Consider the following 22,419-nt stretch of genomic DNA (forward strand, 5'->3'; position numbering starts at 1 on the left):
CCATGGCCGCGCAACCCAAACCAGACGAACTGGCCGCACCCCTGGACCTGTTGCTCACCAGCGCCACCCGGCCCTTCTTTAGCCGGATGCTGCCCGACGCCACCTGGGCGCGCGTCGCCGCGAACCTGGCGCAACAGCCGGGCGCCGTCGCGGACCGGGTCGGCACGCTGACCCGCGAGCTCGGCAACATCACCGCGGGCAAGTCGCATCGCGCTCCGGCGCGTGCCGACAAACGGTTCAGTGATCCTGCGTGGCAGGACAATCCGTTGCTGCACCGAATCATGCAGGCCTACCTGGCCGGGGCGGAGACCGCCGAGGGCCTGCTCGGCGACGCCGCACTCGACTGGCGCGACCAGGAGAAGATGCAGTTCGTCCTGGACAACCTGGTCGAGGGCCTCGCGCCCAGCAACAATCCGCTGCTCAGCCCACTCGGCTGGAAAGCCCTGATCGACACCGGCGGCCTGAGCGCCGTACGGGGCCTGAAAGCCTTTGCCCGCGACATGCTTTCGAAGCCGCGGGTGCCGGCGATGGTAGAGCCGGACGCCTATGTTGTCGGCGAGACCGTGGCCGTCACAAAGGGCGCCGTGGTGCTGCAAACGGCGATGTTCGAGCTGATCCAGTACGCCCCGCAGACCGCGAAGGTGCGGGAGACTCCGCTGCTCTTGGTGCCGCCGGTGATCAATAAGTACTACGTCATGGACATCGCGCCGGGGCGCAGCATGATCGAATATTTCGTCGCGCAGGGTCAGCAGGTGTTCGTCATGTCGTGGCGCAATCCGCAAGCGCGGCATCGGGACTGGGGTTTCGACGCCTACGGCGCGGCGATCATCGATGCGATGGACGCGGTGCAGAAGATTGCCGGCACCGACAGCACCCATCTGCTGGCGACCTGCTCGGGCGGCATCCTTGCGGCCATGACGGCTGCCCATCTGGCCGACATCGGGGAGGGCGACCGGGTTGCGGGCCTGACTCTGGCGGTCACGGTGCTGGACGAGACCCGGGCCGGATTCGCCGCGGCGGCGATGAGCGACCGCGCGGCGCAGGCCGCGATCAGGGTGTCGGCCAAGAAGGGCTTCCTGGACGGACGCGACATGGCCGAGATGTTCGCCTGGCTGCGTCCCACCGACCTGGTGTGGCGGTATGTGGTGAACAACTATGTGCAGGGCCGCAAACCGGCCGCGTTCGATGTGTTGTTCTGGAACGCCGACACCACCCGGATGGCTGCCGCACTGCACCGCGACATGGTGCTGATGGGTCTGCACAACGCGCTGCTCACCCCCGGCGCGGTCAGCATGCTGGGCAGTCCGGTCGACCTCGGCAAGATCACGTCGGACGCCTACGTGATCGGCGGCGTCGCCGACCACATCTCCCCGTGGCAGGCCACCTACCGCAGCGCGCGTCTGCTGGGCAGCAAGGACAACAGTTACGTGCTGTCCACCAGCGGTCACATCGCGGCCCTGGTCAACCCGCCCGGCAACCCCAAGGCTTCCTACCGCGTCGGCCCGGTCGGCGACGAGGACCCGCAGCAGTGGCTGGGCGCCGCCGAGAAGTTCGCCGACTCCTGGTGGCCGCATTACGTCGCTTGGCTGGCGCAGCGCAGCGGTCCGGAGGTGGACGCACCCAAAGCCCTTGGTGGAGAGAATCTTCCGCCGCTGGGGCCGGCACCCGGCAGTTATGTGATGGAGAAATGAGTCACTACGTCACAGCCGGCGGTCAGCGCATCCGGGTCGAGGTGCGGCCCGGTATCGGGGTGCCGCTGGTGCTGTGCAACGGCATCGGTGCCAGCCTCGAAGTGCTGGACCCGCTGGCGGACCAATTGAGTTGTCCGGTGGTCAGATTCGATGTCCCGGGCACCGGCGGCTCGCCGACGTCGCCGCTGCCCTACGGCTTCCCCTATCTGGCCTGGGTGCTGGGCCGGGTGCTGACGAAGCTGGGCATCGGCGTGGTGGACGTGCTCGGGTTGTCCTGGGGCGGTGCCCTGGCGCAGCAGTTCGCGTTCCAGAATCCACGCCGGTGCCGGCGTCTGATACTGGTGGCGACCGGGACGGGCGCGCTGATGGTGCCGGCCCACCCGCGGGTACTGGCGAAAATGGTTACCCCGCGCCGTTTCTCGGATCCCGGCTATGCCGGGCTCATTGCCGGTGAGCTGTACGGTGGCACCGTCCGCACCCACGGCGAGGACGTGGCGCAGCTTTTCGTCAAGCAGTTGCATGCCGGCTCGAAGATCGGCTACCTGCACCAGCTGCTCGCCGGATCGGTGTGGACCAGTCTGTTCGCCCTGCGTGCGGTGCGTCAGCAGACATTGATCGTGGCGGGTACCGACGACCCGATCATCCCGGTGGTCAACGCGCACATCATGCACCGGTTGCTGCCGCATTCGCGTCTGCACCTGCACTCCGGCGGGCATATCGACGTGGTGCACAACGCGCCCGAACTGGCGCCGGTCATCGAGCGGTTCCTGACCGCTACGCCTGGATCGACGCCGTGACCGCGTTCGTCAACCGGATCAGGTCCTGCGGTGACACCCCGACGTCCCAGCCGCGCCGGCCCGCGCTGCAGTACATCGTTTCCCAGGCCAGCGCGCCCGAATCGAGCACGGTGGGCAGCCGCTTGCGCTGCCCGAAGGGCGAGACGGCGCCCAGCACATAGCCGGTCGTTCGTTCGGCGACAGCGGGGTCGGCCATGGCGGCTTTACCGACGCCCAGCGCCGCAGCCGCTGCCTTCAACGACAGCTTCGCGGACGCCGGCACGATCGCCACCGCCAGACCGCCCGGCACCTCGATGATCAGTGTCTTGTAAATCTGTTCTGCCGCAATGCCTTCCGATTCGGTCAGCGCGCTGACCGCCTCGGCGCCGAACGAGCGTTCGCGGGAGTCGTGGTCGTACTTCACCACCTCGTGCGGCACACCGGCTTTGGCCAGTGCCGCCAGAGCCGGTGTCGCGGCAGCAGCCACGTCAGGGCTGGGAGTACCCCGGCGGGTTGACGCCGTCCACCCAGAAGTCGACACCGAGTTTCCCGCCGGGAACGCAGTCGTAGACCGACAGGTCGCTGACGCCGGACTCGAGGAGCACGTCCTCGCACAGCGCCATGTTGCCGGTGTACTCCCGGGACGGCTTGTTGAGGATGACGTAGGCGGCGTCGGAGTACACCTCGGGCTTGCGGGCACGAGCCATCGCCTCGTCGCCGCCGAGCAGGTTCTGCACCGCTGCGGTGGCGACCAGGGTGCGCGGCCACAGCGTGTTCGACGCGATGCCCTCGTCGCGCATCTCCTCGGCGATTCCCAACGCGCACAACGTCATACCGAATTTGGCCATCATGTACGCCGTCGGCTTCAGCCACTCCTTGCCGAGCAGCACCGGGGGCGACAGCGTCAGGATGTGCGGGTTCTCGCGGCCCTTCAGATGCGGGAGGCAGGCCTGCGACACGGCGTAGGTGCCGCGCACCTGGATGCCGTTCATCAGGTCGAAGCGCTTCATCGGCACCTCGAGAATCGAGCCCAGGTTGATGGCCGAGGCGTTGTTGACGCAGATGTCGATGCCGCCGAACTGCTCGACGGTCTTGGCGACGGCGGACTCCACCGAATCCGGGTCCCGAACGTCCCCGACGATCGGCAGGGCCTGTCCGCCCGCTTCCTCCAGCTCCTTGGCGGCGGTGTACACCGTGCCGGGAAGCTTGGGGTGCGGCTCGGCCGTCTTGGCGATCAGGGCGATGTTGGCGCCGTCTTGAGCGGCGCGTTTGGCGATCGCCAGGCCGATACCGCGGCTGGCGCCGGAGATGAACATGGTTTTGCCGTTAAGGGACATGGCCGTCACATTAACGCCACGTGCCATTGGGCCCGACCGCGGGATCACAGGCCGGAAATAGCGCGCCCGAAATTGCCGTTATGTGAGGCGGTGACTGCACGGTTTGGTGGCGGCCTTTAGATTGAAGGAGGGAGTTCGGTGTCAACTGCGACGAGCCTCTTGGGTGCGGAGCGGTTGGATCGCTTCCTTGCGAGTCCGGAAGCGTGGTTTGCGCGCTCCGGTGGCGCCGCAACCGAAGGGACCGTGTTAATCAAGATGGCCGACATCGATGGCGAGACCGGGCTCGACGGTGCCGCGAAGGGGCCGCTCAAGCCTGACGAGTCCGACGCCGAGCTGACGGCGCGCTTCGAGCGCGACGCGATTCCGCTGCTCGACCAGCTCTATGGTGGTGCGCTGCGCATGACGCGCAATCCGGCCGACGCCGAGGATCTGCTGCAGGAGACGATGGTGAAGGCGTACGCCGGATTCCGGTCCTTCCGCGAAGGCACCAACCTCAAGGCGTGGCTCTACCGGATTCTGACCAACACCTACATCAACAGCTACCGCAAGAAGCAGCGGCAGCCGTCGGAGTATCCGACCGAGGAGATCACCGACTGGCAGCTGGCGGCCAACGCCGAGCACACCTCGACCGGATTGCGGTCGGCCGAGGTGGAGGCGCTCGAGGCGCTGCCCGATACCGAGATCAAAGAGGCACTTCAAGCGCTGCCGGAAGAGTTCCGGATGGCCGTTTACTACGCGGACGTCGAAGGTTTTCCGTATAAAGAGATCGCCGAGATCATGGGCACCCCGATCGGTACCGTGATGTCCCGGCTGCACAGGGGCCGCCGTCAGTTGCGCGAATTGCTGGCTGACGTGGCCAAGGATCGTGGTTTCACCCGCGGTGAGCAGGCACACGAGGAGGTGTCGTCATGAGTGAGTCCTGCGGCCGACCCAGCGAGCACGACGACCACGGTGCCTTCGGCTGTGCCGAGGTGATCGCCGAGGTATGGACGCTGCTCGACGGCGAATGCACCCCGGAGAAGAAGGAAAGCCTGCGCCGGCACCTCGAGGCATGCCCCGGGTGCTTCCAGCACTACGGCATCGAGGAGCGGCTCAAAGCGCTGATCGCGACCAAATGCAGCGGTGAAAAGGCGCCCGACAGCCTGCGCGAGCGGCTGCGGCTGGAAATCCGCCAGACCACGATCGTCCGGGGAGAGTTTCAGGGCTGACGGTCAGGCTTCAGGGTCAGGCGTTGGGGCGCTTGCCGTGGTTGGCCTTGCTGTGCTTACGGTCACGCTTCTTGCGGCCACGCTTGGCCATGATGGAACCTCGTTTCGTCCGGGAATCGTCAATGCAGGCGGCGCAGGGGCCGCGCAGTTACTCACCAGTGTCTCATGCGACCGGCGACGCGCCCTCATTAGGCCGCGCGGCGTTACCCCTAACGGCCTTATGGTTCGATATACGCAGAATCGGCCGAAACGAGTGGGGTGATGATGTCCGAGGAGGTCCGCGCCGAGATCGTGGCCAGCGTGCTCGAAGTCGTGGTCACAGAAGGCGACCAAATCGGCCAGGGTGACGTCGTGGTGCTGCTGGAATCCATGAAGATGGAGATCCCGGTCCTGGCCGAGGTCGCCGGAACCATCAGCCAGGTGAGCGTGGCCGTCGGCGATGTGATCCAGGCCGGCGACCTCATTGCCGTGATCAGCTAGCCGTTGGGCGCCACTTACCTGCATGTCCACTCTCGGTAACCTGCTCGCCGAGCACACGGTTCTGCCCGGCAATGCCGTCGATCACCTGCATGCCGTGGTGGGGGAGTGGCAGTTGCTGGCCGACCTGTCCTTCGCCGACTACCTGATGTGGGTGCGCCGGGACGACGGCGTGCTGGTGTGCGTGGCGCAGTGTCGGCCCAACACCGCGCCCACGGTCCTGCAGACCGACGCGGTGGGCAGCGTGGTATCGGCCGACCGGTTGCCGCTGGTCGCCGAAACCTTCAGCTCACGGGTCACGATCTTGGAAAGCGAAGCGGCAGAGAGCCGTTCGTGGCAGCTGCCCGGCCCCAACATCGCGGCTTCCCCGGTGCGTTACGGCGGCCAGGTGGTGGCGGTGCTCACCCAGCACCAGACCGAGCTGGTCGCCCAGCGCATGCCCGGCCACCTGGAAACGGCCTATCGCGAATGCGCCGTCGACCTGCTGCACATGATCGCCGAAGGTACCTTTCCCGACGTCGGCGACGTCGCCATGTCCCGCTCGACGCCGCGCGCGGGTGACGGCTTCATCCGGCTCGACGTGGAGGGCGTCGTCGCCTACGCCAGCCCCAACGCGCTGTCGGCCTATCACCGGATGGGCCTGACGAGTGAGCTGGAGGGGCACAACCTCATCAAGGTCACCCGGCCTCTCATCTCGGACCCGTTCGAGGCGCAGGAGGTGGCCGAACACGTGCTCAACCTGCTGGCCGGCGGGTCGAGCATGCGTATGGAGGTGGACGCCGGCGGTGCCACCGTGCTGCTGCGGACGCTGCCGCTGGTGGTCCACGGTGAGAACGTGGGCGCGGCGATTCTGATCCGGGACGTCACCGAGGTGAAGCGGCGCGACCGCGCGCTGATATCCAAGGACGCCACGATCCGCGAAATTCACCACCGGGTGAAGAACAACCTGCAGACCGTCGCGGCGCTGCTGCGGCTGCAGGCCCGCCGCACCGTCAACGCTGAGGGCCGGGAGGCCCTGATCGAATCGGTGCGCCGGGTGTCCTCGATTGCGCTGGTACACGACGCACTGTCCATGTCGGTGGACGAGCAGGTGAACCTGGACGAGGTCATCGACCGGATCCTGCCGATCATGAACGACGTGGCCTCGGTGGACCGGCCGATCCGGATCAACCGGGTGGGCGACCTGGGGGTGCTGGACTCCGACCGGGCGACGGCGCTGATCATGGTGATCACCGAACTGGTGCAGAACGCTATCGAGCATGCGTTCGATCCGACGGCCACCGGTGGATCGGTGACCATTCGCGCCGAGCGTTCGGCACGCTGGCTGGACGTCGTGGTGCACGACGACGGGCGTGGTCTGCCCGAGGGATTCAGCCTGGAAAAGTCGGACAGCCTGGGGCTGCAGATCGTGCGGACATTGGTGTCCGCGGAACTGGACGGCTCCCTGGGAATGCGGGAAGGCCCGGACCGCGGAACCGATGTGGTGCTGCGGGTTCCGATCGGCCGCATGGGGCGGTTACTGGTGTGAGCGCGCAGCAATACGGCCCCGATTTCTCGGGGCCGTATTGCTACTTAGCTGAGTTGTCAGACTCCGCTTCGGGCCTTCGTCCGGGCGTTGCGGCGCTTGAGTGCACGCCGCTCGTCTTCGCTCATCCCACCCCAGACGCCCGAGTCCTGACCAGTATTCAGAGCCCATCCGAGACACTCTGTGGTCACCGGACACCGATTACAGACCAGTTTCGCGTCAGCGATCTGCGCGAGTGCCGGGCCGCTGTTCCCAACCGGGAAGAACAGCTCCGGATCCTCGTCACGGCAGACCGCCCTGTGGCGCCAATCCATTAGTTGCTACTCCTCACTAAGTGCGCAGCACTGCGCACGGGCATTTTTTCTTCTTGGCTGTTGAGCTTGCGCAAGAAAGGTTTCCGTACCTTTGCATATTTCTGCATGCAACCTTTTGATCGTTTCACAGGCTCAACAGATGTCAATAGTGTTACGTGAGCCCGTGGGGTATCTCACTTTGCCGATCTCTTACCCAGGCCCTTACTCAGTTGTACTACACTAGCTGCCGAATTTCGCCCCACGATTTTGTCGCGGGCTTGTCACATCTTCGATTCCCGCAGGTCAGCGGCGCTAATTTGGTGGCGGTGCGACCACTGCAAGGGCGGCTGGAACCGACCGGAACGTCATGGTTTCGCGCAGTCCGAGGTATTCACCGTCATACTGGCAGGCGGCCGGGCCGGCCATCGTGCCGACGCGGATGTGGCTGATGTCATCGTCGCGGATGAGCTGTTTCGCTTCCAGCTTCGGCCGCTTGGCGAGCAGCTGGCGCAGCAGCCGCAGGGTGGGTATCAGCTTCATGCTGGTGAGCGCGAACAGGCCCAGGCCCGACTCGAAGCTGCAGCCGGGATTGGTGACCATCGGCCGGTCGTCGCTGTAGGTCCACGGGTTGGTGTTGGACACCCAGACGAAGTGCACGCCGGAAACGGGCTCCTGGTCGGGCCGCTCCAGGATGAGGTTGGGTTCGCGGCGGCTGAACCTGACCGAGACCGGGGTCGCCACCCGCCAATAGCGCAGCGGGGTGATCTTGTGGCCCTTCTTCCGCTCGGCTTCGACCGCCTGGACCACCTCGGCGTCTACGCCCATGCCGGCGTTGACCAGCGCGTAGATCTCGCCGCAGTCGATCAGGCTGATGCGGCGCCATTCGTGGTGGCGCTCGTAGGCGTTCAGCAGCGCGATCAGCTGGTCGGTCGCGCCGGAGGCGTCTCGCGGTATCCCCAACGCCCTGGCCAGCACGTTCGCCGAACCGCCGGGGATGATGCCCAGTGCCGGGACGGGGCCCGCCGGGGCGGAGCCGGGCCGGCCGAGCATGCCGTTGACCACCTGGTTGACCGTTCCGTCACCGCCGTGGACGACCACCAGGTCGAACCCGTCGGTGACGGCTTTGTGGCCGAGTTCTTCGGCGTGACCGGAGTAGTTGGTGAGCTCGATGGTGAGGTCAAGGCGGTTGCTCAGGGCGCGTCCCACCAGTTGGCGGGCGCTCGGCGTGATGGTGGTGGCAATCGGATTGACGATCAACATGGCACGCATGACGCTTGAGCTTATGCGCGACGACGATGCGGGCCGGGACGGGCCGCGGAGGAGAAGCGCGATTGTGATGGGGCGCGACGACGATGCGGGCCGGGACGGGCCGCGGAGGAGAAGCGCGATTGTGATGGGGCGCGACGACGATGCGGGCCGGGACGGGCCGCGGAGGAGAAGCGCGATTGTGATGGGGCGCCCGGCCTTGGCGTCGAGATTGCGGCCATGGTCGCGATTCCGGCCGGACCACAGCCCTCACGGCAATCTCGCGACGACGACGACGACGGCGACGGCAGCGGCCGACGGCGACGCCGGCAGCGGCCGCCGACCGCCTGACTACGCTGGCGCTGTGACCGTTCCCGTCCCCTCCACCGTCCGTCGCGCCGGCTTCATCGTCGCTGCCCAGGGAGTCACGGCGCTGGTGGTGGCCGTGATTCTGGTGATCCGTGGCCTGGCCGGAGCCGATCAGCACGTCGTCAACGGACTCGGCACGGCGGCCTGGTTCGCGGTGATCGGGGGCGGGGTGTTGGCGGCCGGGCTCGCCCTGGTCAAGGGCAAGCGCTGGGGCCGGGGACTGGCCGTGTTCACCCAGCTGCTGCTGCTGCCGGTGGCCTGGTATCTGGCGGTCGGCTCACACCGGCCGGTGTTCGGCACTCCCGTGGCGTTGGTGTCACTCGTCACGCTGGCGTTGCTGTTCAGCGGCCCGTCGGTGCGCTGGGCGGCCGGGCGTGATCAGCCGGGCCCGGCCAGCGCGGCCAGTTCGGGGCCGGAGACCCGGTAGGTGGTCCACTCGTTCTGCGGCTGCCCGCCGACGGCGTCGTACAGCGCGATCGCGTCGGTGTTCCAGTTGAGCACCGCCCACGACAACCGGCTGTAGCCGTTGCGAACGCATTCGGCGGCCAGCGCCCCGAGCAGCCCACGGGCCAGGCCCAGCCGCCGAAAACGCGGCCGCACGTAGAGGTCCTCGAGGTAGATGCCCGCCACGCCGTCCCAGGTGGAGAAGCTCAGAAACCACAGGGCCATCGCGGCGATCTGGCCGTCGCTCTCGGTCACGTGTCCGTAAACCGTCGGCGAATCTCCGAAAAGTGCTGTGGCGATCTGCTTTTCGGTCACTGTACAGTCGCCGGCCGCGTGCTCGAACTCGGCGAGCTCGTGGATCATGGCGGTGATGTCCGCAACGTCGCCCGGTGCCGCTCGGCGGATCTGCTCGGTCACTGCTGTACTCCAAGGGCTTTCAGAATCGTCGCGAATTTCGTTGTGGTTTCTGCTACTTCGTCGTCCGGGTCGGATTCGGCGACGATGCCGCCGCCCGCCCGGGCCAACGCCGTACGGCGGTCGGCCGACAATTCGGCACACCGGATCGACACCACCCAGTAGCCGTCACCATGCTCGTCGCACCAGCCCACCGCTCCGGCGTAGAAGCCGCGGTCGCCCTCCAGTTCGGCGATCAGCTCGGTGGCCTGCTCGGTCGGCACCCCGCCGACCGCCGGCGTGGGGTGCAGCGCCAGCGCCAGATCGATTGCGCTGGTTGAGGTATCGCGTAAATGGCCGACGATCGGGGTGCACAGGTGCCAGACGGCCGCGGTGCGGCTCAGTTGCGGTTCGGCGGCGATGGTCAGGTCATCACACAACGGTTCGAGCGCGGCACGCATGGTGTCGATGACCAGTTGATGCTCGTGCCGGTTCTTCTCGGATGCGGCCAGCGCCGCACCGTTGGCCGCATCGATGTCGGGTTCGGCGGAACGTGGCGCCGAGCCCGCGAACGGCCGGCACACCACCTGGTCGCCGGACTTCGCGACCAGCAGCTCCGGGCTGGCGCCCACCAGAGCCGCCCCGGTGTAGGCCGCACCGGCCGCGCTCAGGTCGGCACAAAAACCGTACGCCGTCGGATCGGCGTCAATCAGGCGCCGCAGCACCACCCGGCCGTCCAGGGGAGCGTCGGCGGCCAGCCGTAACGCGCGGGCCAGGACCACCTTACGCAGCGAATTGCCCGGCGCCGCAAGCTGTTCACGGGCCCGCCTGATGCGGTCGGCATGCTCGCCGCCGGGTGGCAGGGCGGCGTCGACGCGCACAGAAGGCAGCGGGTCGCGCGGCCAGTCGGGCAGTGTGTCGAGGCGCCGCAGCGTATCCGGGGCCATTAGCGCTGCCGGCCCGTTCACATCGAAAGGCAAGGCGCCCAACACTATTGGGGCCCGCCCCGTCTGAAGCGCGGCTTGCGCCGACGCGATGTCGGGGAAGTGGTCGCGGGCCCGATCGACGAGCAGGGTTCCGCGTGGTCCGGTCAGCACAAACGCCGGTTCGGCGCTCACGCGATCGCAGACGGTTTGGGATGGCAGCTCAGCCCGAGCTGGGCCAGTTGCCGGATGCCGTGCTCGAACCCGCAGATCGCGATGGTCGCGGTGGGCATCCCGAAGCGGCTGCCCTCGGTCAGCCCGAATTGCGACCACCGGGTGATGACGGCGCGGGAGAAATGGCCGTGGCTCACGAAGAGCACGTCGCGTGACTCCATGTTCTCTAACGCGAGAGCGATGGCCCGGTCGGCGCGTTCGCTGACCTGCGCCACGCTCTCCCCGCCGGGACATCCGTGCGTCCACACCAGCCAATCGGGGTCGGTTTCATGGATCTGCGGGGTGGTCAGGCCCTCGTAGTCGCCGTAGTCCCACTCCGCGACCAGCGGCGTGACCTGATCGACGATGAGTCCGGCCAGGTCGGCGGTGACCAGGGTCCGGCGGCGCGGGCTGCAGTAAACGAAGGGCCTGTCGAGGTGCAGATCACCCAGGACCACCCCGGCGAACTCGGCCTGTTCCCGGCCGGCGCCGGTCAGCTCGATGTCGGTGCGGCCGGTGTGCTGGCCCGATTTCGACCATTCGGTCTCCCCGTGGCGCAACAGCACCAGCCGGTGATCATGTACGCCCATGCTCGCGATTCTGCCCGAGACACGCCGAGAGGCGTGCCGGGCCCGCCACCCGAACGGGGCAATGGGTTCCGTGCCAGGATGGGCACTGTGAGTGACATGCGCGTGCTGGCGGTGGCCAACCAGAAGGGCGGTGTGGCCAAGACGACGACGGTCGCTTCGCTCGGTGCGGCGATGGTGGACGAAGGAAAACGGGTGCTGCTCGTCGACCTGGATCCCCAGGGTTGTTTGACCTTCTCGCTGGGCCAGGATCCGGACAAGTTGCCCGTCTCCGTCCATGAGGTGCTGCTCGGCGACGTCGAACCGAGCGCCGCGCTGGTGACGACGGATGAGGGAATGACGTTGCTGCCGGCCAACATTGACCTTGCGGGCGCGGAGGCGATGCTGCTGATGCGGGCGGGGCGCGAGTATGCCCTCAAGCGGGCGCTGGCCAAGCTCGCCGACGATTTCGACGTGGTGATCATCGACTGCCCGCCATCGCTGGGGGTGCTCACGCTCAACGGGCTGACCGCCGCGGACGAGGTCATCGTGCCGCTGCAGTGCGAGACGCTGGCTCATCGCGGCGTGGGTCAATTCCTGCGCACCGTCGCGGACGTGCAGCAGATCACCAATCCGGAGCTGCGGCTGCTGGGCGCTTTGCCGACGCTGTACGACTCGCGGACCACGCACACCCGCGACGTGCTGCTCGACGTCGCCGACCGCTACGAGCTGCCGGTGCTCGCACCGCCGATCCCGCGGACGGTGCGCTTCGCCGAGGCCAGCGCGTCGGGTTCGTCGGTGCTGGCGGGACGCAAGAACAAGGGGGCGCTGGCCTATCGGGACCTGGCCAAGGCGCTGCTCAAGCACTGGAAGACCGGCAAGGCGTTGCCCACCTTCGCGGTGGAGTACTAACTCGCGCAGGTAATTCAGCCGAGCGCGACCAGGGTGTCGCCGCGCTGCTCGATTACCCGCGAGCCCGACACGGCCGGGATCACCGCCGTACTGACCGGCTGCCGTTCCACCGGGATGTAGCGGCTGGCCTCGCCGTTCACCGGGTCGTACACCCCGAGCGCGCCGGTTACGGGCACCAGGAGCTGACCGGCCATCATCACCCCAGGGCCGAGCGGAGCGGCGGTCTCTCCGGCGGCGATTGTGTACCGCGCGGTCAGGGTGGTCGCGTCCAGCACCAGCAGCGCGTCACCGGTCCACCAGGTGATCAGGTTGCCGGTATTGGATACCACCGACGACGCCGAGGGCGGTCCCGCCAGCAGCGTGCTCGACACCGTGGTGCCCGTTTCGTCGACCACGTCGAGGTGGGGTTGCGGTGTCGGCAGGTACACCGCGGCGCGGTTCTGCGAGACCACCACCACCCGGGCGCCGGTGCCGGGCCGCACCCCGGATTCCTGCACCGTCTGCTGTTGCGGCTCGTCGTCCTCTTTGCCGGGGCGCAGCAAGACCAGCTTGAGGTCGGCTTGGTCCTTGCAGGCCTCGAGCACCGCCACCGACGACGAGCTGGCCGCGGCCGATTCGAGGGTGCAACCGGAGTGCAGACCACGGTTCACCGGCTTCACCCGCGCGTCGGTTTCGCCGTAGGCCATCATGCGGACCATGTCCGAGCGCCACATCTCCAAGCGGGTGTCGCCCGCCGACAACACGGTGGTGCCGTCCGAGGTAAGGCGCACCGTCGGATCGGCGTAGCTGCTGCGGGCCGGCCCACGGCGCCCGGTCGATCCCTCGATGGTGCTGACTTGACCGCAGCCCCGGTCATCCCGGTAGACGGCGACGGCGTAGTGGTACACCCACGTCACCCCGCACAGGTCGGTGTCCCGCGAGTAACTCCACTGAACCTGACCCGTGCCGGGGTCGCGGCCCTGCATCTCCCGACCGTTGCCGGTGGCGACGGTGCCGCCCACCACCACCGGCACCCGGGTGCCCGGGCTGGGGGCGGTCCAGAGCTGGCGCAGTGCCGCGGGGACGTCGCGGGCCTGGGTCGGCGTCGGCGCGGGGGTTGCCGCGGGCCGGCTGATGGTGGCCCGGGCGTCACTGGTCCACCAGATGAGCGACGCGGCTACCGCGACGACGACCGCGATAGCCGCGGCGGCCGCAATGTCGGTCTTGGTGCGGCGCTCGGGTCGGACCACGGAAGTGAGTATGCCGTCAGTTGGTCACCGCGGCGGCATCCGCCGGCTTGCGACGACGCCGACGACGGCGGGTGCTGCTGGTCGGAGCGCCGCTGCCGGCAGCCGCGTTCTCGGCACCCGTGTCCGCGTCGGCAGCTGGGTTCGCCTCGGGATGGCCGGTGACGGGCTTGCCGCCGCGGGTGCGCTTGCGGCGGTCCGGCCGCCGGGCCGGGCGTTCGGAACTGCCGCTGCTGGCCTCGCGGCGCTTGGCCGGAGCCTTGCGCGGCGTTCCGATGGTGCCCCCGGCCTCGGTCGGAATGCCCATCTCGTCGTACAGGTGCGGGGAGTTGGAGTAGGTCTCCGACGGGTCGGGGGAACCCAGGCCCAGCGCCTTGTCGATCGTCGCCCAACGCTCGAGCTCGTCCCAGTCCACCAGCGTGACCGCGATGCCGGTGCGGCCGGCGCGGCCGGTGCGCCCGATGCGGTGGACGTACATCTTGTCGTCCTCGGGGCACTGGTAGTTGATGACGTGCGTGATGTCGTCGATGTCGATGCCGCGGGCGGCCACGTCGGTGGCGACCAACACGTTGATGTCGCCGGAGCGGAACGCCTTCAGCGCCTTCTCCCGCGCGATCTGCCCGAGGTCGCCGTGCACGGCTCCGACCGCGAATCCGCGTTCCTGCAGCTCGTCGGCCACCTTCTGAGCGGTGCGCTTGGTGCGGGTGAAGATCATCGTCGCCCCGCGGTCACGGGCCTGCAGGATCCGGGTGACCAGTTCCACCTTGTCCAGTGCGTGGGCGCGGTAGACGAACTGCTCGGTGGTGTCGTGCACCGCCAGCGAGTGCGGCGCCTCGGCGCGGATGTGGGTGGGCTGGACCATGAACGTGCGGGCCAGGGTGATGATCGGGTCCGGCATCGTCGCCGAGAACAGCATCGACTGCCGGTCGGCGGGGATCTGGCGCAGGATGCGCTCGATGTCGGGAAGGAAGCCCAGGTCGAGCATCTCGTCGGCCTCGTCGAGCACCAGCACCGACAAGCCACCCAGCTGCAGGTGGCCCTGCTGGCACAGGTCGAGCAGCCGGCCCGGCGTCCCCACCACGACGTCCACGCCCTTGTGCAGCGCTTCGATCTGCGGCTCGTAGGCACGGCCGCCGTAGATGGCGAGGACCGACAACGGACGCTCGGTGCCGTCTTCGTTGGTCGCCTTGAGGTATTTGGCGGCGGTGGCCAGGTCTTCGTTGACCTGCAGGCACAGCTCACGGGTGGGGACGACCACCAGGGCCCGCGGCGCGCCGGTCAGCGGGCGGGTCGCGGTCTCGGAGGTGATGCGCTGCAGCAGCGGTACGCCGAAGCCGAAGGTCTTGCCCATACCGGTGCGGGCCTGGCCGATGACGTCTTCGCCGGCGAGCGCGAGCGGCAGGGTGAGCTCTTGGATAGCAAAGGGGGTCTCGATGCCCTTTTCGGCCAGTGCGCTGACGATTTCGTCGCGGACTCCAAGGCTGGCAAATCCGGTTTTGGGTGCCAACGGGGTCGTGCTTTTAAGTGCGGTCATACGCGGGGTAAGAGCCTTTCGGTGACAGTAATCGAGTTTGAGTCGGTACTTCGTCTGTGTCGCGGTTCGCGCGCACGATTTCCGACTCCGATTACGTCGCCGAGGCCCGCTGCAAGATCGGGGCGGGCCAGTTGCGTGCACGCACATTTCTTTGGGCAGCAGCAGCACAGATTCAGCTACTACCTACAAGCATGATACCTGGTCGCCCACCAGGCACCCATGGTCTGTTAATCCTGCCGACTAAAGTGTCACCATGCCTTCGCCAACCACCGCCGACTCCCACGACGAGGCGGCCGATTCGCCCAGGCCACAACTGCCGGCGGATCATCCTGGCGTCAATGAATTGTTCGCCCTGCTCGCATATGGCGAGGTGGCGGCGTTCTACCGGTTGACCGAAGAGGCGCGGATGGCCCCGAATCTGCGCGGCCGCATCTCGATGGCCAGCATCGCCGCCGCCGAGATGGGGCACTACGAGCTGCTGCGGGATGCCCTGGAACAGCGCGGTGTCGACGTGGTGCAGGCGATGTCGAAGTACGTCTCGGCGCTGGAGAACTATCACCGGCTGACGACCCCGAGCACCTGGCTGGAAGCGCTGGTGAAGACCTATGTCGGCGACGCCCTGGCCGCCGATCTGTACCTGGAGATTGCCGATGGGTTGCCCGTCGAGGTCGTCGACGTGGTGCGCGCGGCCCTGTCCGAAACCGGGCACTCCCAGTTCGTCGTCGCGGAGGTCCGGGCGGCGGTGACGTCCAGCGGCAAGCAGCGCAGCCGGCTGGCGCTGTGGTCGCGCCGGCTACTCGGCGAAGCGATCACCCAGGCTCAGTTCCTGCTGGCCGATCACGACGAACTGGTGGACCTGGTGGTCTCAGGGGCGGGCGGTCTGGGGCAGCTGGGCGCGTTCTTCGAACGGCTCCAGCACACCCACGACAGCCGGATGCGCGAACTGGGGCTTGCTTAGCGAGTGCAGGTCGCCAGGGCGGAGTTGGTGGTCGATGCCTTCACCAGTTGGCCCTGGGCGTTGACGATCGAGCAGTTCAGCTGGCCGTAGATGCTGGTCGCGATCACCGATTCGGTCTGCACGCCCGGATTGAGCACGACAACCTTCGTCCAGGGCAACGCGACGTTGAACTCGGTCACCGGGAAACCGCGCGCGTCGGTGTAGGCGATGTTCACCAGGTCGAAGAGCTGCTTGGTGCCCGTCACGCTGTAGACGACGGTGCGCGGATTGAGCGTCGCGCCGGGCGGAGCGGCCGTCGGAGCCGGGGCGGCGTTCGGTAGCCGGGTGGACGGCGTCGCCGTCTTGGTGGGCGCGTCGCTGGGCGCGATCGTGGTGACCGTCTCCGGGGGCAGCAGGCCGCGGCTCGAGGTCGGCGGGGCACTCGTGGTCGCGCTCGGCGGCGCACTGGATCGCGGCGATGTGACAGCCGTCCTCGGGGGCGCCGCACCGACGGTGGCCTTGGTGGTGGCGCTGTCGCCGCTGTTGATGATCACCGCGGTGGCGATGGCGCCGATGGCCACGACGGCGCCGAGGAGCAAGGCGATGGGACGCCAGCGGCGGTCGGCGGGCCAGGCCCATTCCTCCTCGGCTTCGTAGTCGGGCTCGTCCCAGCTGTCGGTTTCGGGCTCGTCGTCGAAGTCGTCGGTGTAGCTGGCCGCGCGAGCGTCATCGCCCGGGAACTCCTCGAGGTCTCGGACGATGTCGTAGAGGGTGTCGCGGATGTTACTGATGGTGCCGATGTTAATGACGGCGGGTGACTCGACAGGGGGCGCAGCGGGTGCCTAGACCGAATCGTGATGGGTTTGTTCACTAACCGCGAACTGCCGATTCGGGGGGCGGGGCGCGGTGCGCGTCCGGGCCGTCTACTAGCCTGCAGCACAGACGCCTGCGATGAAAACGCCAACGGAAGGGGCCCCCGTGGAGGTCAAGATCGGTATCACGGACAGTCCGCGCGAGCTGGTGTTGTCCAGTACGCAGACGCCCGCTGAGGTCGAAGAACTCGTCAGCGCCGCACTGCGCGACGACTCGGGTCTGCTGAGCCTGAATGACGAGCGCGGCCGGCGTTTCCTGGTCAACGCGGCCAAGATCGCTTACGTCGAGATCGGTGTCGCGGACGCGCGCCGGGTGGGATTCGGGGTCGGCGCCGAAGCCGTCGCCGCCAAAGCCGCCAAGGGTTAGGAGCGGGCGAGCGGCACGTGCGACAGGCCGCCCCAGGCGAACTGCACGGTGCCCTCGACCGCATCGGACTTCGAGATCGGACGATCTGAGTCCAGCCAGTACCGGGCGCAGTCGACGCTCATGCCGACCAGCCCCACCGCGATCATCCGGGCGCGGTGCGGATCCAGGCCCGAGTCTTCGGCGATGAGCGCGAACACGGCGTCGATGCACGATTCGGTGGCCGCCCGCACCTGCGCGGCGACCTCGGGCTCGGTGACGTAATCGTTCTCGAAGATCAGCCGGTAGCCCTGGCTGTCGTGCTCGATGAAGTCGAAGAAAGCCTGCACCGCCGAGTGCAACCGGCGCCGGTTGTCGGTGGTGCGGCCCAGCGCCTGCTGAACGCCGGAGACCAGGTTTTCCACATGCCGGTTGAGAACCGCCAGATACAGCTCCAGCTTGCTGGAAAAGTGTTGATACAGAACCGGTTTGCTCACTCCGGCGCGATCAGCGATCTCGTCCATACCGGCGGCGTGGTAGCCGCTTTCCACGAAGACGTCGCTGGCGACGATAAGCAGTTGGCCGCGGCGTTCGTCACGGGGCAACCGGTTACCGCGGCGGTTGGAGACCGGAGCGCCCTCAATCGGCCGAACACCGTCGGCCGATCTGACGGCACGTCGCTGCGCCGTCTTGGCTAGCTCGCTCATCGGTCCTCAATCTGATCGAGTCGGTCGGCGACCGTTTTGCCATCCCCCACGGCCGCAGTGTGTCTGGCCATGACCTTACTACCTACGGACTACCTGGGGTGTTAGGTCAATGTGAAGCAGGCCGGCGGGTTTTTCGGGCGCGCCAGGGCTGGTTGCCCGGAGCTACTGTGCCATCCTGGGGAAATGACGTCCCAGTGGCCGCCCCACGGTGCTGGTCGCGCGCCTGTGCTGCGTGACGAGCGCCGTGAGCCGCTGCGCGCCCAGCGTGATCCGCTCGGCCAGAGCGCCGGGCGAGTCCGTGCCGACCGGGACCGGCCGCGCCAGTGGCGCAAGCAGACCTGGCTGGGACGGTTCGTGTCCACCTACGGCTGGCGGGCCTACGCGCTACCCCTGCTGACGGTGCTCACCGTCGTCGTCGCCTACCAGACGGTGACCGGTACCAGCACGCCCAAGCCGGCGGCTCACGCGCTTCACCAGGAGCCGCCCACCATCGGTGCCGTGGGCACGTCGATCCTGGACGCGCCGCCGCGCGGCCTGGTCGCATTCGACGCGAACCTGCCGGCCGGAACGCTGCCCGACGGCGGGCCGTACACCGAGGCTGGCGACAAGACCTACCGGGTCATCCCCGGCACCACGCCGCAGATCGGCCAGGGCACCAGCAAGGTCTTCCGCTACACCATCGAGATCGAGAACGGGCTGGACCCGAACATGTACGGCGGCGACAACGCGTTCGCGCAGATGGTCGACATGACGCTGGCCAACCCCAAGGGCTGGACCCACAACCCGCAGTTCGCCTTCATCCGAATCGATAACGGCAAACCGGACTTCCGGATATCGCTGGTGTCACCCGTTTCGGTGCGGGAGGGCTGTGGCTACGAGTTCCGGCTCGAAACATCTTGCTACAACCCGTCTTTCGGGTCCGACCGGCAGTCGCGCGTCTTCATCAACGAGGCGCGCTGGATTCGCGGAGCGGTGCCCTTCGAGGGTGACATCGGCTCCTACCGGCAGTACGTGACCAACCACGAAGTGGGCCACGCCATCGGCTATGTGAAGCACGAGCCGTGCGATCAGCAGGGCGCCCTGGCACCGGTGATGATGCAGCAGACGTTCTCCACGTCCAACGACGACGGGGCGAAGTTCGACCCCGATCAGGTCAAGGCCGACGGCAAGACGTGCCGGTTCAACCCCTGGCCGTTCCCCATCGCCTGATTTCTGCCTGCTCGGCGGCGGGCTGATCGCCTAACCTCGAATACGTGACGTCATCGTTGCCGCCCCTGGTAGAACCCGCCGCCGCGCTCAGCCGCGAGGAGGTGGCGCGCTACAGCCGCCACCTGATCATTCCCGACCTCGGTGTCGACGGGCAGAAGCGGCTGAAGAACGCCCGCGTGCTGGTGATCGGGGCCGGTGGCCTCGGGTCGCCGACGTTGTTGTACCTGGCGGCCGCCGGTGTCGGCACCATCGGGATCGTCGACTTCGACATCGTCGACGAGTCGAACCTGCAGCGTCAGATCATTCACGGTGCGGCCGACGTCGGACGGTCCAAGGCGCAGTCGGCGCGCGACTCGATCGTCGCGATCAATCCCCTGATCGAGGTGCGGCTGCACGAGTTCAGGCTGGAGGCCGACAACGCTGTCGAGCTGTTCGAGCAGTACGACCTGATCCTCGACGGCACCGACAACTTCGCCACCCGGTACCTGGTCAACGATGCGGCGGTGCTGGCGGGCAAGCCGTACGTGTGGGGATCGATATACCGGTTCGAGGGCCAGGCGTCGGTGTTCTGGGAGGACGCACCGAACGGGCTGGGCCTGAATTACCGGGATCTGTACCCCGAGCCGCCGCCGCCCGGCATGGTGCCGTCGTGCGCCGAGGGCGGGGTGCTGGGCATCATCTGCGCCTCGATCGCGTCGGTCATGGGTACCGAGGCGATCAAGCTGATCACCGGCATCGGCGAGACCCTGCTGGGCCGGTTGATGATCTACGACGCGCTGGAAATGAGCTACCGAACCATCAGGATCCGCAAGGACCCCACGACGCCGAAAATCACCGAACTCATTGACTACGAGCAGTTCTGCGGCGTGGTGTCCGAGGATGCGGCCGTGGCGGCGAGCGGTTCCACCATCACGCCGCAGGAGTTGCGCGCGATGATGGACGCCGGCAAGAAGCTGGCACTGATCGACGTCCGCGAGCAGGTCGAGTGGGACATCGTGCACATCGACGGCGCCCAACTGGTGCCCAAGGGACTGATTATCTCCGGTGAGGGTCTGGCGCAGCTGCCGCAGGACCGGGTGGCCGTCCTGTACTGCAAGAGTGGGGTGCGCTCGGCGGAGGCGCTGGCCGCGGTGAAGCAGGCCGGTTTCTCCGACGCCGTGCACTTGCAGGGCGGGATCCTGGCCTGGGCAAAGCAGATGCAACCCGACATGGTCGTGTACTGAGCCCGGGGGACAACCCGCCTCTACTAGGCTGACCGCTGTGACTGACGAGCCGCCGCCCGAGCATGTGCTGGCGGCGTTCGGTTTGACCGGAGTCCAGCCCGCGGCCCTCGGGGCCGCCTGGGAAGGTGGCTGGCGATGCGGCGAAGTGGTGTTGTCGATGGTGGCCGACAACGCCCGCGCCACCTGGTCTGCCCGGGTGCGAGAGACGCTGTTCGTCGACGGTGTGCGCCTGGCCCGGCCGGTTCGTTCCACCGATGGCCGCTACGTGGTGTCCGGCTGGCGGGCGGACACGTTCGTCGCGGGTGCCCCGGAAGCCCGGCACGATGAAGTCGTCTCGGCCGCGGTTCGGCTGCACGAGGCCACCGGCAAACTGGAGCGCCCCCGATTCCTGACCCAGGGACCCACCGCGCCGTGGGCCGACGTCGACGTCTTCATCGCCGCCGACCGCGCCGCCTGGGAGGAACGGCCTCTGCAGTCGGTGCCCCCCGGTGCCCGCACCGCGCCCCCGTCCGCAGACGCGCAGCGATCTGTCGAGTTGATCAATCAGCTTGCGACACTGCGCAAGCCGACCCGCAGTCCCAATCAGCTGGTGCACGGAGACCTTTACGGCACAGTGCTTTTCGCCGGCACCGCGCCCCCCGGAATCACTGACATCACCCCGTACTGGCGGCCGGCGTCGTGGGCGGCCGGTGTGGTCGTCGTCGACGCCCTGTCCTGGGGCGAAGCGGACGACGGCCTCATCGAACGATGGAGTGCGTTGCCGGAGTGGTCGCAGATGTTGTTGCGCGCGTTGATGTTCCGTCTGGCGGTGCACGCGCTGCACCCACGGTCCACCGCCGAGGCGTTTCCGGGTCTGGCCCGCACCGCGGCCATGGTCCGGATGATTCTCTAGTCCTCGAACTCGTGGCGGACCTCGCTCAGCGCAATCCGCCCGTCCACCGACAACACCCCTTCCGCGCGCAGTAGCTCCAGCTGCCGCGTGGTCAGGTGTGCGGCGGGCCGGCCGGACGCGGTGATCACCCGGTGCCAGGGCAGATCCGCGGAGTCGGTGCGCATGATCCAGCCGACGATGCGTGGGCTGGAAAGCTCTGCTGCAGAGGCGATGTCACCGTAGGTGGACACTCTGCCGGGCGGAATGGCCGCGACCAGGGAACGTACCCGCTCGATCTGCTCGTCGGTCACCTGGGCCATGACTAGACCAGCTGCAGGCGTTTGCGGACCAGGGCCGCAACGTCCTCGGGCTTGGCGTGCGGCACCATGTGGTCACATTCGTAGTCCAGCAACTCGAAATCCTCACCCAACCGCTCGCGCAGCCCGTCGATCAGTGCGTCGCTGACATAGGGCGGCGACGTCCACCTCGCCCGCACCAGCGTCGTCGGCACGCCGGCGGGCGGCAACACGACCTCGCGCGCCAACTCGCTCCAATACGACATCATCGCCGGCAGGCTGATCCGCCAGCCGTACCGCCCATTCGGCAACTGCACCAGGTGTTCATCGACGTCGGCATCAAGCACCGCCGGATCCACGTCCGCCCACACCCCGCCGCCCTTCTCCTGGCGTGCCTCGGACCGCTCGGCATAGTCGGGGGAGCCGAACATCGCTTCGGCGATCTCGGACATCCATTGCCCGTCCAAACCGATCGCGGGGTCCAGCAGCAACAACGACGCCACCAGGTCGGGCCGGGCCGCCGCCAGATGCATCGCGATTGCGGATCCGAATGAATGCCCCACCACTAGCACCGGAGCATCGGCTTCCGCCTCGAGGAGCGCGGCCAGCGCGGCGACGTTGGCCTCGATCGTCCACGGTGCGGCCCACGACGAACGACCATGCCCGATCAGATCGGGTGCGGCCACCGCAATTTCGGGCACGTAGTCCGCGAAGTGCTGCCAGCGCCGCCCATGACCGGTCAATCCGTGCAACGCCAGCATCTGGATGTGGCCGGACGGGCCGAAGCGGTGCACATGAAGGGTCACGCTTCGATGATGCCAGTCCGCGT

At 67.6% G+C, this 22,419-nt stretch carries 27 protein-coding genes; 13 read left to right on the forward strand and 14 right to left on the reverse strand.

What is annotated here, in order from left to right; translation table 11 throughout:
- Positions 1-2: 2 nt before the first annotated feature.
- Both C0J29_RS07460 and C0J29_RS07465 read left to right on the forward strand, forming a co-directional pair.
- Entirely contained in the window at positions 3-1,691 is a 1,689-nt protein-coding gene (locus tag C0J29_RS07460) for a PHA/PHB synthase family protein (RefSeq protein ID WP_065162673.1), read from the forward strand.
- Positions 1,688-2,488: an alpha/beta fold hydrolase gene (locus C0J29_RS07465; protein ID WP_065162672.1), complete on the forward strand. Its 801-nt coding sequence runs from the start codon at positions 1,688-1,690 to the stop codon at positions 2,486-2,488. Before C0J29_RS07460 ends, C0J29_RS07465 begins: the two co-directional genes overlap by 4 nt.
- On the opposite strand, the gene C0J29_RS07470 is transcribed toward C0J29_RS07465, so the two are convergent.
- Positions 2,466-2,954, reverse strand: a complete 489-nt coding sequence (locus C0J29_RS07470) for a YbaK/EbsC family protein (protein ID WP_065047279.1) — start codon at positions 2,952-2,954, stop codon at positions 2,466-2,468. The genes C0J29_RS07465 and C0J29_RS07470 overlap by 23 nt on opposite strands.
- Before the next feature lies 1 nt (position 2,955).
- On the reverse strand, positions 2,956-3,804 hold the full coding sequence (locus C0J29_RS07475) for an SDR family oxidoreductase (protein WP_065162670.1): 849 nt from the start codon (positions 3,802-3,804) through the stop codon (positions 2,956-2,958).
- Positions 3,805-4,059: 255 nt separating this feature from the next.
- On the opposite strand from C0J29_RS07475, the gene C0J29_RS07480 reads away from it, so the two are divergent.
- Positions 4,060-4,716 (forward strand): sigma-70 family RNA polymerase sigma factor, encoded by a 657-nt coding sequence (locus C0J29_RS07480; protein ID WP_162951606.1) that lies wholly within the window; start codon positions 4,060-4,062, stop codon positions 4,714-4,716.
- The gene (rsrA, locus tag C0J29_RS07485) at positions 4,713-5,012 is read left to right on the forward strand and encodes a mycothiol system anti-sigma-R factor (protein ID WP_065162668.1); all 300 of its coding nucleotides are present in this window, start codon (positions 4,713-4,715) and stop codon (positions 5,010-5,012) included. The genes C0J29_RS07480 and rsrA overlap by 4 nt, the downstream gene beginning before the upstream one ends.
- A gap of 16 nt (positions 5,013-5,028) precedes the next feature.
- Here the strand turns inward: rsrA and C0J29_RS34735 are convergent, their stop codons facing one another.
- Positions 5,029-5,103: a 50S ribosomal protein bL37 gene (locus C0J29_RS34735; protein ID WP_011728008.1), complete on the reverse strand. Its 75-nt coding sequence runs from the start codon at positions 5,101-5,103 to the stop codon at positions 5,029-5,031.
- A 173-nt stretch (positions 5,104-5,276) separates the two neighbouring features.
- Between C0J29_RS34735 and C0J29_RS07495 the strand changes: the two genes are divergently transcribed.
- Both C0J29_RS07495 and C0J29_RS07500 read left to right on the forward strand, forming a co-directional pair.
- Positions 5,277-5,492 (forward strand): biotin/lipoyl-binding carrier protein, encoded by a 216-nt coding sequence (locus tag C0J29_RS07495; protein ID WP_065047355.1) that lies wholly within the window; start codon positions 5,277-5,279, stop codon positions 5,490-5,492.
- Positions 5,493-5,514: 22 nt separating this feature from the next.
- Positions 5,515-7,017, forward strand: a complete 1,503-nt coding sequence (locus C0J29_RS07500) for a sensor histidine kinase (protein ID WP_065162667.1) — start codon at positions 5,515-5,517, stop codon at positions 7,015-7,017.
- A 56-nt stretch (positions 7,018-7,073) separates the two neighbouring features.
- Here the strand turns inward: C0J29_RS07500 and whiB1 are convergent, their stop codons facing one another.
- Together whiB1 and C0J29_RS07510 are read right to left on the reverse strand one after the other, a co-directional pair.
- Positions 7,074-7,328 (reverse strand): transcriptional regulator WhiB1, encoded by a 255-nt coding sequence (gene whiB1 / locus C0J29_RS07505; RefSeq protein ID WP_036353357.1) that lies wholly within the window; start codon positions 7,326-7,328, stop codon positions 7,074-7,076.
- 291 nt (positions 7,329-7,619) lie between these two features.
- Positions 7,620-8,576, reverse strand: a complete 957-nt coding sequence (locus tag C0J29_RS07510) for a diacylglycerol/lipid kinase family protein (RefSeq protein ID WP_065162666.1) — start codon at positions 8,574-8,576, stop codon at positions 7,620-7,622.
- 340 nt (positions 8,577-8,916) lie between these two features.
- Here C0J29_RS07510 and C0J29_RS07515 point away from each other — a divergent pair, with 340 nt between their 5' ends.
- The gene (locus C0J29_RS07515) at positions 8,917-9,348 is read left to right on the forward strand and encodes a hypothetical protein (RefSeq protein WP_065162690.1); all 432 of its coding nucleotides are present in this window, start codon (positions 8,917-8,919) and stop codon (positions 9,346-9,348) included.
- Here the strand turns inward: C0J29_RS07515 and C0J29_RS07520 are convergent.
- Genes C0J29_RS07520 through C0J29_RS07530 form a run of 3 tightly spaced genes read right to left on the reverse strand, consistent with a single transcriptional unit; the run spans position 9,300 to position 11,484 of the window.
- The gene (locus C0J29_RS07520) at positions 9,300-9,782 is read right to left on the reverse strand and encodes a GNAT family N-acetyltransferase (protein WP_065162665.1); all 483 of its coding nucleotides are present in this window, start codon (positions 9,780-9,782) and stop codon (positions 9,300-9,302) included. The two genes, C0J29_RS07515 and C0J29_RS07520, sit on opposite strands and share 49 nt — an antisense overlap.
- Positions 9,779-10,876 carry an isochorismate synthase gene (locus C0J29_RS07525; RefSeq protein WP_120791913.1) on the reverse strand — a complete coding sequence of 366 codons (1,098 nt, stop codon included), beginning with the start codon at positions 10,874-10,876 and terminating at the stop codon, positions 9,779-9,781. The genes C0J29_RS07520 and C0J29_RS07525 overlap by 4 nt, the downstream gene beginning before the upstream one ends.
- Positions 10,873-11,484, reverse strand: coding sequence for an acid phosphatase (locus C0J29_RS07530; RefSeq protein ID WP_065047262.1), 612 nt, complete (start codon positions 11,482-11,484; stop codon positions 10,873-10,875). The genes C0J29_RS07525 and C0J29_RS07530 overlap by 4 nt, the downstream gene beginning before the upstream one ends.
- 87 nt (positions 11,485-11,571) lie before the next feature.
- On the opposite strand from C0J29_RS07530, the gene C0J29_RS07535 reads away from it, so the two are divergent.
- Entirely contained in the window at positions 11,572-12,372 is an 801-nt protein-coding gene (locus C0J29_RS07535; RefSeq protein ID WP_120794615.1) for a ParA family protein, read from the forward strand.
- Between the two features lie 14 nt (positions 12,373-12,386).
- Here C0J29_RS07535 and C0J29_RS07540 read toward each other — a convergent pair whose 3' ends face one another.
- Both C0J29_RS07540 and C0J29_RS07545 read right to left on the reverse strand, forming a co-directional pair.
- Positions 12,387-13,601 (reverse strand): Rv3212 family protein, encoded by a 1,215-nt coding sequence (locus C0J29_RS07540; RefSeq protein ID WP_065047258.1) that lies wholly within the window; start codon positions 13,599-13,601, stop codon positions 12,387-12,389.
- 16 nt (positions 13,602-13,617) lie between these two features.
- On the reverse strand, positions 13,618-15,132 hold the full coding sequence (locus tag C0J29_RS07545) for a DEAD/DEAH box helicase (protein ID WP_120791914.1): 1,515 nt from the start codon (positions 15,130-15,132) through the stop codon (positions 13,618-13,620).
- A 253-nt stretch (positions 15,133-15,385) separates the two neighbouring features.
- On the opposite strand from C0J29_RS07545, the gene C0J29_RS07550 reads away from it, so the two are divergent.
- A complete protein-coding gene (locus C0J29_RS07550; protein ID WP_120791915.1) occupies positions 15,386-16,090 on the forward strand; it encodes a ferritin-like fold-containing protein in 705 nt (234 codons plus the stop codon).
- Here the strand turns inward: C0J29_RS07550 and C0J29_RS07555 are convergent.
- Entirely contained in the window at positions 16,087-16,830 is a 744-nt protein-coding gene (locus C0J29_RS07555; protein ID WP_231513479.1) for an MmpS family transport accessory protein, read from the reverse strand. The genes C0J29_RS07550 and C0J29_RS07555 overlap by 4 nt on opposite strands.
- A 217-nt stretch (positions 16,831-17,047) precedes the next feature.
- On the opposite strand from C0J29_RS07555, the gene C0J29_RS07560 reads away from it, so the two are divergent.
- Positions 17,048-17,308 (forward strand): DUF3107 domain-containing protein, encoded by a 261-nt coding sequence (locus C0J29_RS07560; protein ID WP_065047251.1) that lies wholly within the window; start codon positions 17,048-17,050, stop codon positions 17,306-17,308.
- Here C0J29_RS07560 and fasR read toward each other — a convergent pair.
- Positions 17,305-17,991, reverse strand: a complete 687-nt coding sequence (gene fasR / locus C0J29_RS07565) for an HTH-type transcriptional activator FasR (protein ID WP_065047249.1) — start codon at positions 17,989-17,991, stop codon at positions 17,305-17,307. The genes C0J29_RS07560 and fasR overlap by 4 nt on opposite strands.
- Positions 17,992-18,174: 183 nt before the next feature.
- Between fasR and C0J29_RS07570 the strand changes: the two genes are divergently transcribed.
- The 3 genes from C0J29_RS07570 to C0J29_RS07580 are packed head-to-tail and all read left to right on the forward strand — an operon-like array spanning position 18,175 to position 21,315.
- Complete coding sequence (locus tag C0J29_RS07570; protein ID WP_120791917.1) at positions 18,175-19,200, forward strand: DUF3152 domain-containing protein; 1,026 nt, start codon at positions 18,175-18,177, stop codon at positions 19,198-19,200.
- A 44-nt stretch (positions 19,201-19,244) separates the two neighbouring features.
- A complete protein-coding gene (gene moeZ, locus C0J29_RS07575; protein ID WP_120791918.1) occupies positions 19,245-20,423 on the forward strand; it encodes an adenylyltransferase/sulfurtransferase MoeZ in 1,179 nt (392 codons plus the stop codon).
- A gap of 37 nt (positions 20,424-20,460) precedes the next feature.
- On the forward strand, positions 20,461-21,315 hold the full coding sequence (locus C0J29_RS07580; RefSeq protein WP_065047243.1) for a TIGR02569 family protein: 855 nt from the start codon (positions 20,461-20,463) through the stop codon (positions 21,313-21,315).
- Here the strand turns inward: C0J29_RS07580 and C0J29_RS07585 are convergent.
- Together C0J29_RS07585 and C0J29_RS07590 are read right to left on the reverse strand one after the other, a co-directional pair.
- Positions 21,312-21,614 carry an MGMT family protein gene (locus C0J29_RS07585; RefSeq protein WP_065047241.1) on the reverse strand — a complete coding sequence of 101 codons (303 nt, stop codon included), beginning with the start codon at positions 21,612-21,614 and terminating at the stop codon, positions 21,312-21,314. The genes C0J29_RS07580 and C0J29_RS07585 overlap by 4 nt on opposite strands.
- A gap of 2 nt (positions 21,615-21,616) precedes the next feature.
- Positions 21,617-22,351: an alpha/beta fold hydrolase gene (locus C0J29_RS07590; protein ID WP_120794616.1), complete on the reverse strand. Its 735-nt coding sequence runs from the start codon at positions 22,349-22,351 to the stop codon at positions 21,617-21,619.
- Between the last annotated feature and the right edge of the window lie 68 nt (positions 22,352-22,419).

This window comes from Mycobacterium paragordonae, from assembly GCF_003614435.1.
Classification (GTDB): Bacteria; Actinomycetota; Actinomycetes; order Mycobacteriales; family Mycobacteriaceae; genus Mycobacterium; species Mycobacterium paragordonae.